Below are 16393 nucleotides of genomic sequence, written 5' to 3'. Positions count from 1 at the left end.
AGGCAACTCTCACGCATTCAGGGTGAACAACATGTGCGGCGCAATGGCCAAGGCAATCGGCGCGCCGACGGCGTATAGCTGGTGGTCGTTGCTGTCGACCAACAACGGTTGCGGGCCGCCCACATCCACCAGCAGGCGGCTTTGCGCACCTTGGAAAAACTGCGCCAGCAGATGGCCGTGCAGATGCCCTTCGTGCTCCATCACCCGCAAGTGTTCGGGGCGGCAGTACACGGTGCCGGGCAACTGCGCTGTATGCCACGGCAACTCGCCGCCGCAGACTTTCAAACCATGGGGTGACGGCTCAATGACGTGGAAGGCATTCAGGTTGCCGACAAAGCCTGCGACGAAGGCGTTGGCGGGTTTCTGGTAGATGTCCCGTGGGCTGGCCAGTTGCGCGACGCGGCCGTGCTCCATCACCAGGATGCGATCACCCAGGGCCATGGCTTCACCCTGGTCGTGGGTGACAAACACCGAGGTGATACCGAGGCCGCGCAGCAGTTGATTCAACTCACTGCGCAGGCGCTCACGCAATTGCGCATCGAGGGCGGCCAGGGGTTCGTCCAGCAACAGCACCTTGGGGCGCGGCGCCAGCGCACGGGCCAAGGCCACGCGCTGGCGTTGGCCACCCGAGAGCTCGTGGATGCTGCGCTTGCCATGGTGTTGCAAACCCACCAGCTCCAGCAGTTCCTCACAGCGCTTGTTGCGCTCCGCTGGCGACATGCCGCGAATCTTCAGGCCATAGACGATATTCCCGGCCACATCCAGGTTGGGAAACAGCGCATAGTTCTGGAACACCATGCCCACATCACGGCGCTCGATGGGCAGACGCGTGACAGCCTGGTCGCCGAAGAACACCTGGCCCACATCCGGGCGTTCCAGGCCGGCGATCAGGCGTAACGTGGTGGTTTTGCCGCAACCGGACGGGCCGAGAATGGCGAGGGTTTCGCCGCCTTCGACGGTCAGGTCCAAGTCATGCACGGCCACGGTGCCGTCGGCGAACGCCTTGCGGCAACCTTGCAGGCGGATAGTGATAGCGGTCATCGACGCTCTCCACGGGACAAACGAGCACTGATGGCCTGCAACGCAATCAGCAGCGGCACGATCATCAGCAAAAAGATAAGGGTGTAGGCGCTGGCGATTTCCAGGCGCGCCGAGGCGTAGCTGTCGGCCAGGCCCACGGGCAGGGTCTTGGTCATGGGCGTATGCAGCATCCAGGTCAGGTTGAATTCACCCAGCGACAAGGTGACCACCATCAGCACACCCGCGAGAATGCCCGCCCGGCAATTGGGCACCACCACGCTGAAAAAGCGCTTGATGGGACCTGCGCCCAGGCTGGCCGCCGCTTCCTCCAATACCGGCAAGTGCTGGCGCTGCATCACCGCCATCACCGGGCGCACCAAAAACGGCAAGGTGAACAGCACATGGCCGACCAAAATGAACAGCCAACTGCTGCGAAACGCGCCGAACTGGCCGTAGGTCAACAGTAAGGCCAGCGCGCTGGCCAGCCCCGGCATCGCCACCGGCAGCACCATCAGTTCCTCGAAAGCGCGACTGAAGCGATTGTTCATGCACACCAGCGCGTAGGCCGCCGGCACGCCGATCACGCAGACGCACACCGCGCAGGCCAGGGCCAGTTGCAGCGACAACCACACCGTCGGCGAATAGGCCTGCCAGACCTGGATCAACCAATCGAAGGTCAAGCCACTGGACAGGCCCACAAAGAAATTGCGCGTGAGCCCGGCCAGCAACGACATCAACACCGGCACCAACATGAAGGCGCACACCAACAGGGTAAACAGCAGTTGCATCACGAACAGCGATGAGCGCTTCACAGGACGGTCCCCGCGTTTTTCACCCAGCGCCGGGTGAGCAGCAACACCACCCAGGTCAGCGCGCCCAACACCACAGAGAGCGCCGCGGCGACGGCAAAGTTGGCGTAGTTGGTGAACACGTTGTAGATGGCCACCGGGGTCACGTTCAGCCGCGTGCCCAAGGTGAACGCCGTACCGAAGGCGCCCATGGACGTGGCAAAGCAAATCGCCCCGCAGGACGCCAACGCCGGTGCCAGGCCCGGCACGATCACATCGCACACCACGCGCCAATGCCCTGCTCCCAGCGAGTGCGCGGCTTCTTCCAGGCTGCGGTCAAGGCTTTCGCACGCGGCCATCACCGTGAGGATCACCCGTGGGATCGAGAAGTACAGATAGCCGACAAACAACCCGGCCAGCGAGTAAGCGAAGATCCAGCGCTCACCGACCAACTGCAGGCCCAGGGACGCCAGCAAGCCCTGGCGCCCGGCCAACAGGATCACCAGAAAGCCCACCACAACACCCGGGAATGCCAACGGAAACGTCAGCAACGCAACCAGCGCCGAGCGCCCGAAGAAATGCTGGCGCGCCAGGAATACAGCGCTGATGCCGCCGATCAGTAACGCCACAAGCGTGACGAACATCGCCAGCGCACAGGTTTGCGCCAGGCTGCCTAGATACTGCGCGCTGCTGAGTACCTGCCAGTAACCGCTGCCGTTGCTGTCGCGGCTCTCGGCGCCGAGCACCATCAAGTGCGCCAGCGGCAACAGCCAGAACGCGAGCAGCACCGCAAAGGCCGGGGCCAGGGCCCAGGCGGCGTGTCTTGCCGATGCGGCCACTTACTTGACCTCGTTCAGGTAACGAGCGGCAAAGGCTTCCTGCACGGCGGCCATTTTCTGGTAGTCCACCACACCGGCGCGGGCGTAATCGCTGTCGGGCAGGAACTGCGCGGCAACCTCGGCCGGCATCTGCACCGGGCGTATCGGGCGCAGGTATGCCTTCGCCCATAGCGCCTGGCCTGCATCGGACAGGACGAAATCGAGGACTTTTTCGCCATTGGCGCGGTGCGGCGCGTTGGCCACCAGGCTCATCACGTAGGGCACGCTGATGCTGCCTTCCTTGGGAATCACGAACGCGACGTTGGCGTTGTCTTTGTAGCGTGCGCGGTAGGCGTTGAAGTCGTAGTCCACCAGGATTGGCAACTCACCGGACAACACCCGTGCATAGGCGGTTTGCTTGGGCACGATCGGGGCGTTTTTCGCCAGTGCCTGGAAGTAGTTGATGGCCGGGGCAAAGTTGTCCAGGTCGCCGCCCAGGGCGCGGTTGATCGCCACCGCCGACACGTAGCCGACAAACGCGCTGGACGGGTCCAGGTAGCCGACCATGCCTTTGTATTCAGGCTTGAGCAGGTCGGCCCAGCTTTGCGGCACCGGCAAGCCACCCAGGGCATCGACATTGACCATAATGCCCAGGGTGCCGGAGTGGATGGCGAACCATTGGCCGGACGGGTCTTTCAAACCGACGGGAATCTGCTCCCAACCCTTGGGTTTGTAGCCATCGACCACGCCGGCCTTTTGCGCCTGCAGGCCGAAGGTCACGCCGTAATACACCACGTCGGCCACCGGAGCGGCTTTCTCCGCCACCAACTGCGCCAGGGACTGGCCGGAGTTCTTGTTGTCCAGCGGCACCTGCACGCCGGTGCTGGAAGCGATGGCCTTGAGCTGGGTGCCCCAATCGGCCCAGTCCGGCGGGCAGTTGTAGCAAATCGCCGTGTCGGCGGCCTGGGCTAGGCTGGCCATACCGCACAGCAGCACGGCTGCCAGGGTTTTACTGAATACGCGCATCGAGGGTCTCCTCATGGGGTTGAGTGCTTTCACCCAGCCGGATATGGCAAGGCAGGCAATGGGAAATCGGGACGTTGCCGGCGATCTGCGCCAGCAACTGGTCAATCACGGTGCTGGCGAGCAACGCGATGGGCTGCACCACGCTGCACAACGTCGGGTGCATCTGGGTGCCGAGGGCGATGCCATCGAAGCCCATCACTGACAGTTGCTCGGGTACGTTCCAGGCGTTGCGGCGCAGCTCGGCGATCAGGCTGATCGCCAGGAAGTCGTTGGAGCACACCAGCGCGGTCGGCGCATCCGGGCCTTTGAGAAACGGTGCGATGGCGGCGAATTCAGCCTGAGTGTGGGCCGGCATTTCGATCACCGGGCGAGCTTGGAGGCCATGTTCTTTCATCCCATCGCAATAACCGGCGTAACGCAGACGTGCGCGGTCGGACTGCAACGCGGGGCCGGCGACCATGCTGATGCGCCGGTGCCCCGCTTCCAGCAAATAGCGCGTAGCCAGGGCCATACCGGCGCGGTTGTCGACGGACACGGCGCTGTAGTCGGGGTTGCTGGGTTGGTGGTAGGCCAGCACAAACGGCGTCTGCTCGCTGGACAGGCTGTGCAGCACGCTGTTGCTTTCGGCATCCGTTACCGTCAGCACCAGGCCGTCGACGCGCTGGCGCAGCAACTCTTCCACCACAATGCTTTCGCGCTCGCTGCTGTAGTCGGTGGTTGCCAGCAACAGGCTGTAGCCGCGCAAACGGGCCGCACGCTCCATGGCCTGCAATTGCTCGGCGAAGACGGGGTTGAGCAAATTGGGCACCACCACGCCGATCAGGTTGGTGGTTTGCAGCCGCAACTGGCGGCCGAGCAAGTTAGGCCGAAAACCCAGCTCGCGGGCAGCGGCGAACACCTGTTCACGCGTCGCCGGGCGCACCTGGTCGGGAGAGGCAAAGGTGCGGGCAGCGGTCGCGCGGGATACCCCGGCCAGCCGTGCAACGTCTTTCAAGTCAGTCATTGTCACTCGCTTGAGATCGATCTCATTGGCGACGACAGTAACGGCGCAATGTGGCAGGAACGTGGAGGGCAGATGACGGTTTGGTGTCAGCGCCCTGGATACACCGCGATCCCAATGTGGGAGGGGGCTTGCCCCCGATAGCGTTGTGTCAGACACCCGATAGGCCAGCTGATCCACCGCCATCGGGAGCAAGCCCCCTCCCACATTGGGCCGGTGTATGCCGTTGGAATAGTCATATTCCGGGACTATGCTTGGAAACCCGACGCGCAAAATCCGCCCGCTAACCTTCCGATCTGCGCCAAGTGCGGGCACAATGCGTGTCCTTTTTTGGCAGGCACCGCCGTAGGCTCTCAAAAATGATCAAAACGCCGTACTACCTCATCGATAAACAGAAACTTCTGGTCAACATGCAGAAGATTGCCTACGTGCGCGAACAGTCCGGCGCCAAGGCGTTGCTGGCGCTCAAGTGCTTTGCCACCTGGTCGGTGTTTGACTTGATGCAGCAATACATGGACGGCACCACGTCGTCGTCGCTGTATGAATTGAAGCTCGGTCGCCAGAAATTCGAAGGCGAGGCGCACGCCTACAGCGTGGCCTGGGCCGACGACGAAATCGAAGAGATGCTGGATAACTGCGACAAGATCATCTTCAACTCCATCAGCCAACTGCAGCGCTTTGCCGAGCGTTCCGAGGGCAAGACCCGCGGCCTGCGCGTCAACCCGCAGGTGAGCAGCTCCGACTACCTGCTGGCCGACCCGGCGCGCCCGTTCAGCCGTCTGGGCGAATGGGACCCGGTGAAAATCGAAGGCGTGATCGAGCAGATCTCCGGCTTCATGTTCCACAACAACTGCGAAAACGACGACTTCAGCCTGTTCGACGAGATGCTGTGTACCATCGAAGAGCGCTTCGGTGCGCTGCTGCACAAGGTCAATTGGGTCAGTCTCGGCGGCGGCATCCACTTCACCGGCGAAGGCTATGCGCTGGACGCGTTCTGCGCACGCTTGAAAGCCTTCTCGCAGAAGTACGACGTGCAGGTGTACCTGGAACCCGGCGAAGCCGCGATCACCAACAGCGCCTCGCTGGAAGTCACCGTGCTCGACACCCTCTACAACGGCAAACACCTGGCCGTGGTCGACAGTTCCATCGAAGCCCACCTGCTGGACCTGCTGATCTACCGCCTCAACGCCAAGCTGGCGCCGAGCGCGGGTGAACACACCTACATGGTATGCGGCAAATCCTGCCTGGCCGGGGACATTTTCGGCGAGTATCAATTTGATCGTCCGTTGGCCATCGGCGATCGGCTGTCGTTCATCGACACCGCGGGCTACACCATGGTCAAGAAAAACTGGTTCAACGGCCTGAAAATGCCGTCCATCGTAGTGAAACAACTCGACGGTACAGTCGAAGTGGTTCGTGAATTTGGTTACGACGACTACCTGTCCAGCCTTTCGTAAGCTGGCGGATAAAGGAGAGATAAAGCAATTGAAAAAGAACGTTCTTATCATTGGTGCAGGAGGTGTCGCCAAGGTGGTGGCCCACAAGTGCGCGCAGCACAACGACGAACTCGGTCGTATTGCTATCGCGTCGCGCAACATCTCCAAATGCCAGGCCATCATCGACAGCGTCAAGGCCAAGGGTAGCCTCAAAGTACCCGCCGACATCCAAGCCTTTGCGCTGAACGCCCTGGACGTGGAAGCGACCAAGGCACTGATCCGCGAGACACAATCGCAGATCGTCATCAACGTTGGCTCCGCGTTCCTCAACATGTCGGTGCTGCGTGCCTGCATCGATACCGGCGTGGCTTACCTCGACACCGCCATCCACGAAGAGCCGGGCAAGGTCTGCGAGACCCCGCCGTGGTACGGCAACTACGAATGGAACCACCTGGAAGAGTGCAAACAGAAGAACATCACCGCCATTCTTGGCGTGGGCTTCGACCCGGGTGTCGTCAACGCGTATGCCGCGCTGGCGCAGCAAGAGCATTTCGACCGCATTGATTCGATCGACATTCTCGACGTCAATGCCGGCTCCCATGGCAAATACTTCGCCACCAATTTCGACCCGGAAATCAACTTCCGCGAATTCACCGGACAGGTGTGGAGCTGGCAGAACAGCCAGTGGACCAGCAACACCATGTTCGAAGTCAAACGCACCGACGACTTGCCGGTGGTCGGTTCGCAGAACCTGTACCTGACCGGCCACGATGAAGTCCACTCGCTGTCGAAAAACCTCGACGTGCCCAACGTGCGCTTCTGGATGAGCTTCGGCGAACACTACATCAACGTGTTCACCGTGCTGAACAGCCTCGGCCTGCTCTCCGAAAAGCCGGTCACCACCGCCGAAGGCCTGCAAGTGGTGCCGTTGAAAGTGGTCAAGGCCGTGCTGCCCGACCCGTCTTCGCTCGCCCCCGGCTACACCGGCAAGACCTGCATCGGCGACCTGGTCAAAGGCACCAAGGATGGCCAGCCACGCGAGATGTTCATCTACAACGTGGCGTGCCATGAAGCAGCCTTTGCGGAAACTGAAAGCCAGGGCATTTCCTACACCGCAGGCGTGCCACCCGTCGCCGCTGCGCTGCTGGTTGCACGTGGCGAGTGGGATGTGAAACACATGGCCAACGTTGAGGAGCTGCCGGCTGAGCCGTTCCTCAAGGCGCTGGACGTGATGGGCTTGCCGACTCGGATCAAAGACGAGCACGGTGATCGGGCTTGGGATGCGATTGCCTGACGGCGATGGCTGACTGAACAAAAAAATGCGCCCTCAGGGGCGCATTTTTTGTTTAGCTGTATGGGACTCTCCAAACCACTGCAGATCCAAATGTGGGAGGGAGCTTGTTCCCGATTGCGCTATGTCAGTACCGAATAGGCTGGCTGACACACTGCAATCGGGAGCAAACCCCCTCCCACACTCTTGACCGCGTTCGGCTTCCAGGATCAGGTCGGCTATAAGGCCGCGCCCAAGAGCAAGAGCAGAATGAGCGCTATCTGATCCACGGAGCTCCAAATGTGGGAGGGGGCTTGCCCCCGATAGCAGTGTGTCAGTCAATACATGCATGACTTCACCACCGCAATCGGGAGCAAGCCCCCTCCCACACTCTTGACCGCGTTCGGCTTCCAGGATCAGGTCGGCTATAAGGCCGCGCCCAAGAGCAAGAGCAGAATGAGCGCTATCTGATCCACGGAGCTCCAAATGTGGGAGGGGGCTTGCCCCCGATAGCAGTGTGTCAGTCAATACATGCATGACTTCACCACCGCAATCGGGAGCAAGCCCCCTCCCACATTTGGGTCCGTGATGCTCCACGACGGTTTCAGGGTGTCGCTCCCAGCCGCGTGATGCGTCTTAAAATCGTTCCTGCATACACGGGAACGATCTCAAAACACCGACCAGCCAATCCGCTCACTCAACAACTCCAACGCCTTGATCCCCGCCAGCGAGTTCCCCGCCGCGTTCAACTCCGGCGACCACACGCACACCGTGAACTGCCCCGGCACCACCGCGACAATGCCGCCGCCGACCCCGCTCTTGCCCGGCAAGCCCACGCGATAGGCGAAATTTCCCGCTTCGTCATACAGCCCGCTAGTGGCCATGATCGAGTTGACCTGTTTGGTCTGGCGCGCGGTCAGTATCTGCTCGCCGCTGTGGGCACTTACCCCCTCGTTGGCCAGGAAGCTGAACGCCTTGGACAAATCCAGGCAACTCATTTGTAGCGCACAGTAATTGAAGTAACTGTGCAGCACCGCGTCGACGTCGTTATGGAAGTTGCCGAACGACTTCATCAGGTAGGCCATGGCCGCATTGCGTGCGCCGTGTTGCGCTTCCGACTCGGCGACGACGCTGTTGACCAGGATCTGCGGGTTGCCCGACAGGCGCCGCACAAAGTCGCGCATCGACAGAATCGGCACGGCAAAGCGTGACTGGTTGATATCGCAGATCACCAGCGCGCCGGCATTGATAAAGGGGTTGCGTGGGCGGCCACGCTCGAACTCTAGCTGCACCAGCGAGTTGAACGGCTGGCCCGAGGGCTCGTGGCCCAGGCGCTCCCAGATGGTTTCGCCGCCGTGATCGATGGCTTGCACCAGGCTGAATACCTTGGAAATGCTCTGCACCGAGAACAGGGTATCGGCATCCCCGGCGCAGTAGGCCGTGCCGTCATTGCCGTACACAGCGATCCCCAGTTGATCAGCGGGTACGTCGGCCAGCGCGGGGATGTAGTCGGCAACGTTGCCGAGACCGATCAGTGGACGAACTTCGTCGAGAATCGACTCCAACAGCGCCTGCATGTCTTGTCCTGTCATCGTTCTTTGAATCAGTGGTAAGCGGGGCGCGCAGGATACTTCAATGTGCGCGGTAGTCCCACTGGCGGCGATGACGGGGGGCGGCGTCAACCGCTGCCACTGCGGACATTGCATTGCACTCGCTGCAACCGCTTGATCAGCGCTGAACCGGAATCCGGATATCCCCGCCCCGGCACTGGGTTTTCACACTCTTGGGGCAGCCGGCAAAATGCAGTTCCTTGCTCAGGCACACCCGCACTTCGGACAACACCTTGCCCTTGCAGATCACCGCCACGCCATGGTTGCCCATGGCCGGGTTACTCTCGCGAAACAGCGCCTCAATCTCCCGCGCCTCCAGGTAGCCTGGCACGTTGAACGGCTGCAATTGCTGCGGGATCTGCACCGTGGCCAAGGCCGCATCAGTGGCTTCCAGGTAGCGCGAGGCGCCCAGACCGCTACAGGTGCCATGTTTGGACCATTCATGCTTGAGCAATGCCTGCGTCGGGAACACCAACGCGCCTTTGGCCAGCTCATCTGCCGACAGCCGCGACTGCGCATCGCACGACGCGGGCCAGCCACCCTGCGCGTATTGCGGCCATAGCCCATGCAATACAAACCCGTAGCCTTTGCCGCTGCATTGCTCGTTGTTCGGGTGCGCCAGGCAGAACGTCGGCGACCAGGACAGCGACAGCACATAAAAATCAAAGTCCCCCGTCGGCCGCTGCTCCCGTGGCGCCGCCTGCGTCGCCACACTTGCCAGTACCCACCCCACGGCCAGCCAGGCTGCCTTGTATTTCATCCGTCTGTTCCTTGAAAAAAATAAGCCCGCATTGTTAGCGCAGGCCAACGCCCGGCGAAAGTCGTGAATGCAACACGTCGCCAAAGAAAACTACTCAGGATGGTAGGGATTGCGTTGCAGCACCTTGTCCAGAATCCGATCGGTCTTCAACGCCTCGATCGCCAGCGCAGGATGCTCGGCGTCGCCGCGAATATGCGCATTCATGCCCAACACATGGTGCCACTGGATATGCGTGTGGCAAGGCACCTCCAGCACTTCGTCGACTTTCCCTTCAAGCCGCAAGGGTTGGTCGTCGAACACCGCAAACGTGATACGACCCTGCGTGCCGATCAGCTCGACGCGATCTTCACGGCGGTCCGCGACAAAGTTCCAGCAACCCATGCCCAGCGCGCCGGAGCTGAAGGTCCAGCAGGCGGTCACCGCGTCTTCCGCCGTATACTGCCCGGACTGTCGCGCGGAAAACCCGGCAACCTCGACAATGTCCCCGGCCAGGTACTGGAACAGATCAAAACCGTGGCTGGCCAGGTCGGCAAAATAGCCGCCACCGGCAATGGCCGGGTCGGTGCGCCAATTGGCGGCGCTGGTGTCGTCGTCGGCCGGCGGCTTGCACAGGGACCAGGTCAGGTGCCGCAGTTGGCCGATACGCCCGTCGCGCAGCCAGTCGCGCACTTGCAGGAAACGCGGCAGCGAGCGGCGGTAGTAGGACACAAACAAGTGCAAACCAGCACGTTCGAAGGTGCGCTGCATCAATGCGCCCTGCTCGGCATTCAGTGCCATGGGTTTCTCGACGCAACAGTGCTTGCCGGCAGCGGCGACCATCAGGCTGTATTCAAGGTGGCTGTCGGGCGGTGTGGCGATGTACACCGCGTCCACTTCAGGGTCGTTAATCAGTGCCTGAGCGTCGGTATAGAAACGGGCAATGCCGTGGCGTGCCGCATAATCGCGCACTACCTCTTCGCGGCGCCCCATCACTGCCACCAGAGCCGAACCTGGCGCTTTGTAGAAAGCAGGTCCACTCTTTAACTCAGTGACACTGCCACAACCGATCATGCCCCAACGTACGGTTTTCATCTATTTGCCTCGTGCGTTGTCGTCAATCGACCAGTATCCACATCATCACGCAGGTGCGCTACCACCACCCAGCATGACATTTGCATTACACTTTTATGACAAATATCTCTCTGCGGGGGCACAGACGATGAAAATACGCGCAACGGTGATTTGCGAACACGAGGGGCACATCCTCTTCGTGCGCAAGGCCAGATCGAAATGGGCGCTGCCGGGCGGCAAGGTCGAACGCGACGAGCGCCCGGTGGGCGCCGCCGAGAGGGAGTTGGAAGAAGAAACCGGGTTGAACGTCGACGGGCTGCTGTACCTGCAGGAATTGAAGGCGCGCGACACGCTGCACCATGTGTTCGAGGCGTCGGTCGTGAACATCGCGCAAGCGCGGCCATGCAACGAGATCACCGCTTGCCGGTGGCACGCCTACGGTGCCCTGGACGAGCTGGACACCACCGACACCACCGACACCACGCGGCACATCGTCAAATCCTTTCTGCGGCGCCTGTAGTTCCGCACTCTGCCCGCTCGCTTGACCAGACCATTCGCTGACTGCCGTTCGACAAAGGATTTGACGAACGTGCCAGCGGCTGTGCGCCACCGCTCGCCCCGTGAACATGCGCGTTGATGATTGGCCAACGGCTCACATTTACCTTTAACTCTACCCAACAGGATATTGGGCTTCTTTGAGCACTGTCTTCGTGGCATTTTGAAACATTCGACTCCATGAAGGGGCTGCGACCAATTCCGGTACCAGGCCAAACACAATAGACGGATTCGCGCGGAGTTTGCCGAGATTAAAGTTTGATGCCGACGAGAAATCCCAGGCAAAAAAATCCCAAGTAGCTGATGGAAACTTGGGATTTAAAAATGCATAAACCGTGGGAGGTGAACGCGCCGCTATAATACCGATTGCCTAAACCTGTAACAAGATGGTTTTAATCCTTTCGTCGGACTGAAGTCGCTGTAAGTCATTCAATAACCACACATTTATTAAGGTGGACGGGTATATAAACGCCACTTTTTGGTGCAACTACCGGAGTGACTTGCGAGCACTATCTCCCTTTATAAAGAAGGGTTATCAATCGATCGCTGTATAAGATTTTTCATCGACTGTCCTCTCAACTGGTTGCACGTCTCGCCAAGTTCAATCCTGTTTGACGACGCCGCACTGGCCACGCGTTCCACTTGCCTGCAGAGGGCCAGGTGCTCGGTGGCCTCTTCACGCTGGCGGTCGACTTCGGTATTGAAGTGCACGAAATAGCTCCCCAACAACACCGCAATACACAGCACCGCAACCGCGAAGTAGCGCAAGCTGTCGGGCGACCGGGGCTCTGAAGGGTTCGTCACCTTAGCGTTTCCTACTCTTTTCGTAGCGAACGTCGTCACCTTCCGCAGTGGCCACCACCGACCAGCCCAACCGTCGGTAAAACCCATTGGCCCGGACTTCATCGCGCCCGTCGGTGATCAGGAACAGCGTGTCGTGCAGTTCAAAGAGCGCAGCCTCAGCGACTGCCATCAATTTTCGCCCAAGGCCGAGGTTCTCGTGTGTCTGCAACACGAACATCGCAAACACTTCGCCCTCGGCCAGGTCAACCATGGAAAAGGCAACGGGCTGGCCGCCCACTTGGGCGATCCATGCGCAATCCGCTTCTTGGATGCGGTCGGCCAACACCTGAGGTGTGATGCCGAGATCGGCCATCTGTTCTCGGCTGAGGTAGTTCTGCACCACCAAAGTGCGAATGGCGAAAAGCGTATCGACATCATCCTGCGTCGCGACGCGAATATGTATTTGCATACCTGCCTCCTAAATGCAGGGCGCAATTGTATGCAAATTGAAACACAGAGATTGTCGTGGATTTGTAAAGCGCGCAGCCGAACAGCAAGAAGCTCCTTATTTACGCGCCACTTTGTAGCGCACGCAATCCTGATAAAAACTCTGGCGAATTGCCTCGGGCTTGAGCCGTGAACGGCTGTCATAGGTCTGTTCGGTGATGCCCATGGCCATCATGCGCATCCATGATTTATTGAACTTGATGGTCTGGATCTTCTGCCGCGCGGCATACAGTGAGACGCCCGAGAGCTTGAGTTCCTGAGCCCTGGCAGCCGTGCCCGCGCCCCAACTGCACATGTACTTGTCACCCTCGCGCAGCTCCCGTGCCTGCGCGGCAGCTGCGCCGCCGGCCAGGGAACAGGCGATCAGCATGATTCCAACAGTGCGCATTTGCGTCCTCACCTAACCACCTGAAAATAAAAGCGATTCTGGCGAGGATTTTGTTACAAAGGGGCCACTAAATTGCCTTATCGCACTGCATGAGTGGGTGCCTTCGTCGGAAATGGCGGTTGCTATATCGATATCACAATCGGTCGGATCGACTTTTTGGAGTGCCCTTTCAAGTCGTTTCATACGTTTTTTCCCCAGGCAGTGTCAGCCCGTTCTGATTTTTCCAGCCGTTCGTCCAGCGCCTTTTTTCCGCAGCAAACTCCGACGCCTTTCCCTTTGCCGAGACGTCACGGATGACTAACGCCTCCCACATTGCCTTTATCAACCCTGAGCTGAACAGCATCGATCAACGCCCGGCCGAGTCCCCCCAGCAGGTTAACGCCAGGTATGCCCACGCACTCGACTCCCTGAGACTGTCCGATGCTGCACTGGACGGGATTTTGCCGTTTGAGTGGACGCGGTGGTACCACACCCGTGCGGTGGACGTAGACTGTGGATTGGGGTTTGGCTGGGGTCACTCGCTGGCACATCGGCTGACGCTGACGGACGATTCTGCAGTATGGATTGACCATGAGAACCGATCGACTGTCCTGCCCTTGCCGACTGAGGCGCGACCGACAATCAGCAATCGCCTGGCCGACGCTTCGCTCTACCTGGGGGCTTGGCCCGATGAGCTGGTGCTGTCCCAGGCATCACGTTTCTACCACTTCTACGACGGTGTGCTGACCGCAATCAGCGACGCCTACGACAACCGGCTGCGTGTTTTCCGCGATGCGTTGGGGCGCATTGAGCGATTGGATACCGGTGTCGGTCGCTCGCTGTTTTGGCGTTATGAGCACGGCCGCATGGTGGCGGTCGATTACCAGGTTGAGCGGGCCAAGGGGCGTGCGGACGGCGTCTGGGTGACCGAGCAGACCGTGGTTTCCTACACCTATGACGACATTGGACGACTGACTTCAGCAACCAATGCGGCCGGGGAAAGCGAGGTTTATCGATACGACGAGCAGCACGTCATTCTTGAATGCCAGTTGGCCGGCGGCGCGCGTTTCTTTTGGGCGTGGGAAGGGGCTGGCAAGGCCGCGCGATGTGTCCGGCATTGGGCCGGTTTTTTGCAGATAGACACGCGGTATGTCTGGGGCGACGACGGCAGCGTTACCCTTCACAACGCCGATGGGCGCCAGGAAATGTATGTTCATGCCCCACAGGCACAACTGGTGCAGCGTGTTGATCCGAATGGCGCCAAGCATTTCAAATCCTACGACGACAAGGGTCGGCTGACGGTCGAGCAAGACCCACTCGGCGCGGTGACGGCGTATCAATACGATGACGCCGGACGCTTGGTGGCGTTTTTTCCAGGGGAGGATGAGCCAACGTCCTACGAGTATGCCAATGGATTTTTACGCGTAGTACGCCGTGGCCAGGCCGTTTGGAACTACGAGCATAATGACCAAGGCAATGTCATTCGTAAGACCGACCCCGATGGCAACGTGACCGACTATAGCTACAACAAATGTGGGCAGTTGATCGGGGTTTGGTTTCCTGACCACAGTTGCCTGCGGCGGGCGTGGAATGAGCGTGGGCAACTGCTTGAGGAGCAGTGGCCGGACGGCGGCGGGAAGCGCTATCGCTATGACGATCTCGGTCGGCGGGTGGCGCAAGAGGACAAGCATGGGGCGCTGACCCAGTACCAGTGGGACAGTGTCGGACGGTTAGCGTGTGTGATCATGCCCGACGGTGGCACGCGGGAATACAGCTACAACCCCTACGGAAAAATCACCGCCGAACGCGATGAACTGGGGCACGTCACTCGCTACGACTACATCGACGGTCTGCCCCTGATCAGCCGCCGCTTGAATGCGGACGGCACCCAGGTCAACTACCGCTATGACCACGTTCGATTGCTGCTCACCGAAATCGAGAACGAAATCGGCGACGTCTATCGGTTCGACTACCACCCCAACGGCCTACTCCAGCAGGAAATCGGCTTTGACGGCCGACGCACCGCCTACGCCTACGACCTCAACGGTCACCTGCTGGAAAAAACCGAACATGGCGCCGACGGCAGTCTGCTGGTCACCCGTTACCGGCGAGACCACGCCGGTCGGTTGATAAGGAAAATCCTGCCCGACGGCAGCATCGTTGAATATACCTACGACCGCCAAGGCAACCTTCTCAGCGTCAATGACGACCACCGGCCCCTCACTTTCGCCTACGACCAGCAAAACCGCCTGATCGCCGAACATCAGGGCTGGGGCACACTCCGCTATGGCTACGACGCTTGCGGCCGGCTTAAACACCTGTGCTTACCGGACAACAACCAGTTAGTGTTCAACCATGACAAGGGCGGCCACCTGGCGACCGTCGAACTCAATGGCGCGCTGCTGACTTCACACCTGTTCGACGCCGGCCGAGAGCACCAGCGCGCCCAAGGCAAACTGCTCAGCAGCTACCAGTACGATGACCATGAACGCCTGTTCAACCATGGCATCTGCGATGTCCAAGGCACTCGCTACCGCCGCCAATACGGTTACGACCAAGCCGGCAACCTCAGCCGTTTGCTCGACACGCGCAAAGGCGAACATCGCTACCACTACGACACGCTAAACCGCCTGGCCCGCGCCGATCACTCCCAGGCCGCGCAGGAACGCTTCGCCTACACTCCGGCTGGCGACCGTCTGACGCTCCAGGATGACCACAACTACGACTACGACACCTTTGGCAACCTCGTCCGCGAACGGCACGGCAAGGACCACCCACTGATCACCGAATACCGCTACGACTGTCAGCACCGCCTGATCGGCCTCACCCGACCCAACGGCCAAACCGCCCACTACCGCTACGACCCGTTTGGTCGGCGCGTCAGCAAAACCGTTGCCGGCACGACCCGCGAGTTTTTCTGGCAAGGCGACAAACTGATCGCCGAACACCACGCACAACTGCATCGCAGCTACGTCTACGAACCCGACAGTTTCCGCCCACTGGCCCTGCTGGAAGGCTTCGGCCCACACCACACCAAGCCTTTCCACTACCAACTGGATCATCTAGGCACCGCGCAGGAGCTGACCGCGCCCGACGGCGAAATCGTGTGGTCCGCGCACTACCGCGCCTACGGCCAGATCACCCGATTCGACATCGAAAAAATCGAAAACCCGCTGCGTTTCCAAGGTCAATACTTCGACCCGGAAAGCGGGCTGCACTACCATCGCCACCGCTACTACAATCCGCAGAGTGGTCGCTACCTGACGCCCGACCCGCTGAAAGGGATGAGCGGGCTCAACGGCTATCGCTATGCGCCCAACCCCACAGGGAGGGCTCCGTCGGGGCTGAGCGCCTGCCACGCAAGTGAAGGGGCGCAAAGCGCAAACAAACTACAAAACGGGTG

The 16393-nt window shown here is 60.3% G+C and carries 14 protein-coding genes and 1 pseudogene; 4 read left to right on the top strand and 11 right to left on the bottom strand.

Annotation, left to right across the window (positions count from 1 at the left end; translation table 11 throughout):
• Nucleotides 1-9: 9 nt before the first annotated feature.
• The 5 genes from P3S72_RS14130 to P3S72_RS14110 are packed head-to-tail and all read right to left on the bottom strand — an operon-like array spanning nucleotide 10 to nucleotide 4655.
• Nucleotides 10-1041, bottom strand: coding sequence for an ABC transporter ATP-binding protein (locus P3S72_RS14130; RefSeq protein ID WP_276197806.1), 1032 nt, complete (start codon nucleotides 1039-1041; stop codon nucleotides 10-12).
• On the bottom strand, nucleotides 1038-1832 hold the full coding sequence (locus P3S72_RS14125; RefSeq protein ID WP_276197805.1) for an ABC transporter permease subunit: 795 nt from the start codon (nucleotides 1830-1832) through the stop codon (nucleotides 1038-1040). The genes P3S72_RS14130 and P3S72_RS14125 overlap by 4 nt, the downstream gene beginning before the upstream one ends.
• On the bottom strand, nucleotides 1829-2647 hold the full coding sequence (locus P3S72_RS14120) for an ABC transporter permease (protein ID WP_276197804.1): 819 nt from the start codon (nucleotides 2645-2647) through the stop codon (nucleotides 1829-1831). Before P3S72_RS14120 ends, P3S72_RS14125 begins: the two co-directional genes overlap by 4 nt.
• Nucleotides 2648-3652, bottom strand: a complete 1005-nt coding sequence (locus P3S72_RS14115; RefSeq protein ID WP_276197803.1) for an ABC transporter substrate-binding protein — start codon at nucleotides 3650-3652, stop codon at nucleotides 2648-2650. It abuts the gene before it with no gap.
• Entirely contained in the window at nucleotides 3636-4655 is a 1020-nt protein-coding gene (locus tag P3S72_RS14110; protein ID WP_276197802.1) for a LacI family DNA-binding transcriptional regulator, read from the bottom strand. The genes P3S72_RS14115 and P3S72_RS14110 overlap by 17 nt, the downstream gene beginning before the upstream one ends.
• Before the next feature lie 356 nt (nucleotides 4656-5011).
• Here P3S72_RS14110 and P3S72_RS14105 point away from each other — a divergent pair, with 356 nt between their 5' ends.
• Together P3S72_RS14105 and P3S72_RS14100 are read left to right on the top strand one after the other, a co-directional pair.
• Nucleotides 5012-6109, top strand: a complete 1098-nt coding sequence (locus P3S72_RS14105; RefSeq protein ID WP_276197801.1) for a carboxynorspermidine decarboxylase — start codon at nucleotides 5012-5014, stop codon at nucleotides 6107-6109.
• A 28-nt stretch (nucleotides 6110-6137) separates the two neighbouring features.
• Nucleotides 6138-7382 carry a saccharopine dehydrogenase family protein gene (locus P3S72_RS14100; RefSeq protein ID WP_247402344.1) on the top strand — a complete coding sequence of 415 codons (1245 nt, stop codon included), beginning with the start codon at nucleotides 6138-6140 and terminating at the stop codon, nucleotides 7380-7382.
• 644 nt (nucleotides 7383-8026) lie between these two features.
• On the opposite strand, the gene glsB is transcribed toward P3S72_RS14100, so the two are convergent.
• The 3 genes from glsB to P3S72_RS14085 form a co-directional block, all read right to left on the bottom strand.
• Complete coding sequence (gene glsB, locus P3S72_RS14095) at nucleotides 8027-8935, bottom strand: glutaminase B (RefSeq protein WP_276197800.1); 909 nt, start codon at nucleotides 8933-8935, stop codon at nucleotides 8027-8029.
• A 151-nt stretch (nucleotides 8936-9086) separates the two neighbouring features.
• A complete protein-coding gene (locus tag P3S72_RS14090; protein WP_276197799.1) occupies nucleotides 9087-9728 on the bottom strand; it encodes a ribonuclease T2 in 642 nt (213 codons plus the stop codon).
• Between the two features lie 90 nt (nucleotides 9729-9818).
• Entirely contained in the window at nucleotides 9819-10799 is a 981-nt protein-coding gene (locus P3S72_RS14085) for a Gfo/Idh/MocA family oxidoreductase (RefSeq protein WP_276197798.1), read from the bottom strand.
• 127 nt (nucleotides 10800-10926) lie between these two features.
• On the opposite strand from P3S72_RS14085, the gene P3S72_RS14080 reads away from it, so the two are divergent.
• Nucleotides 10927-11298, top strand: a complete 372-nt coding sequence (locus P3S72_RS14080; protein WP_276197797.1) for an NUDIX domain-containing protein — start codon at nucleotides 10927-10929, stop codon at nucleotides 11296-11298.
• Between the two features lie 554 nt (nucleotides 11299-11852).
• On the opposite strand, the gene P3S72_RS14075 is transcribed toward P3S72_RS14080, so the two are convergent.
• The 3 genes from P3S72_RS14075 to P3S72_RS14065 form a co-directional block, all read right to left on the bottom strand.
• The gene (locus P3S72_RS14075) at nucleotides 11853-12137 is read right to left on the bottom strand and encodes a hypothetical protein (RefSeq protein ID WP_276197796.1); all 285 of its coding nucleotides are present in this window, start codon (nucleotides 12135-12137) and stop codon (nucleotides 11853-11855) included.
• A 1-nt stretch (nucleotide 12138) separates the two neighbouring features.
• Nucleotides 12139-12585 carry a GNAT family N-acetyltransferase gene (locus tag P3S72_RS14070; RefSeq protein WP_276197795.1) on the bottom strand — a complete coding sequence of 149 codons (447 nt, stop codon included), beginning with the start codon at nucleotides 12583-12585 and terminating at the stop codon, nucleotides 12139-12141.
• A 96-nt stretch (nucleotides 12586-12681) separates the two neighbouring features.
• Nucleotides 12682-13011: a hypothetical protein gene (locus P3S72_RS14065; RefSeq protein ID WP_124362714.1), complete on the bottom strand. Its 330-nt coding sequence runs from the start codon at nucleotides 13009-13011 to the stop codon at nucleotides 12682-12684.
• A gap of 401 nt (nucleotides 13012-13412) precedes the next feature.
• On the opposite strand from P3S72_RS14065, the pseudogene P3S72_RS14060 reads away from it, so the two are divergent.
• Nucleotides 13413-16343 (top strand): annotated as a pseudogene (locus P3S72_RS14060) (RHS repeat-associated core domain-containing protein); the annotation flags it as partial.
• Nucleotides 16344-16393 lie beyond the last annotated feature (50 nt).

Source organism: Pseudomonas sp. D3, assembly GCF_029320995.1.
Lineage (GTDB): Bacteria > Pseudomonadota > Gammaproteobacteria > Pseudomonadales > Pseudomonadaceae > Aquipseudomonas > Aquipseudomonas paraveronii.
The sequence above is the reverse complement of the archived record's forward strand: the minus strand, read 5'-3'. Positions and strand labels throughout refer to the sequence as shown.

Excerpts from the sequence above, each read along its gene's own strand:
- P3S72_RS14130 (WP_276197806.1), bottom strand. The coding sequence starts at position 1,041 with ATGACCGCTATCACTATCCGCCTGCAAGGTTGCCGCAAGGCGTTCGCC.
- P3S72_RS14115 (WP_276197803.1), bottom strand. The coding sequence starts at position 3,652 with ATGCGCGTATTCAGTAAAACCCTGGCAGCCGTGCTGCTGTGCGGTATG.
- P3S72_RS14110 (WP_276197802.1), bottom strand. The coding sequence starts at position 4,655 with ATGACTGACTTGAAAGACGTTGCACGGCTGGCCGGGGTATCCCGCGCG.
- P3S72_RS14105 (WP_276197801.1), top strand. The coding sequence starts at position 5,012 with ATGATCAAAACGCCGTACTACCTCATCGATAAACAGAAACTTCTGGTC.
- glsB (WP_276197800.1), bottom strand. The coding sequence starts at position 8,935 with ATGCAGGCGCTGTTGGAGTCGATTCTCGACGAAGTTCGTCCACTGATC.
- P3S72_RS14090 (WP_276197799.1), bottom strand. The coding sequence starts at position 9,728 with ATGAAATACAAGGCAGCCTGGCTGGCCGTGGGGTGGGTACTGGCAAGT.
- P3S72_RS14085 (WP_276197798.1), bottom strand. The coding sequence starts at position 10,799 with ATGAAAACCGTACGTTGGGGCATGATCGGTTGTGGCAGTGTCACTGAG.
- P3S72_RS14080 (WP_276197797.1), top strand. The coding sequence starts at position 10,927 with ATGAAAATACGCGCAACGGTGATTTGCGAACACGAGGGGCACATCCTC.
- P3S72_RS14070 (WP_276197795.1), bottom strand. The coding sequence starts at position 12,585 with ATGCAAATACATATTCGCGTCGCGACGCAGGATGATGTCGATACGCTT.
- P3S72_RS14065 (WP_124362714.1), bottom strand. The coding sequence starts at position 13,011 with ATGCGCACTGTTGGAATCATGCTGATCGCCTGTTCCCTGGCCGGCGGC.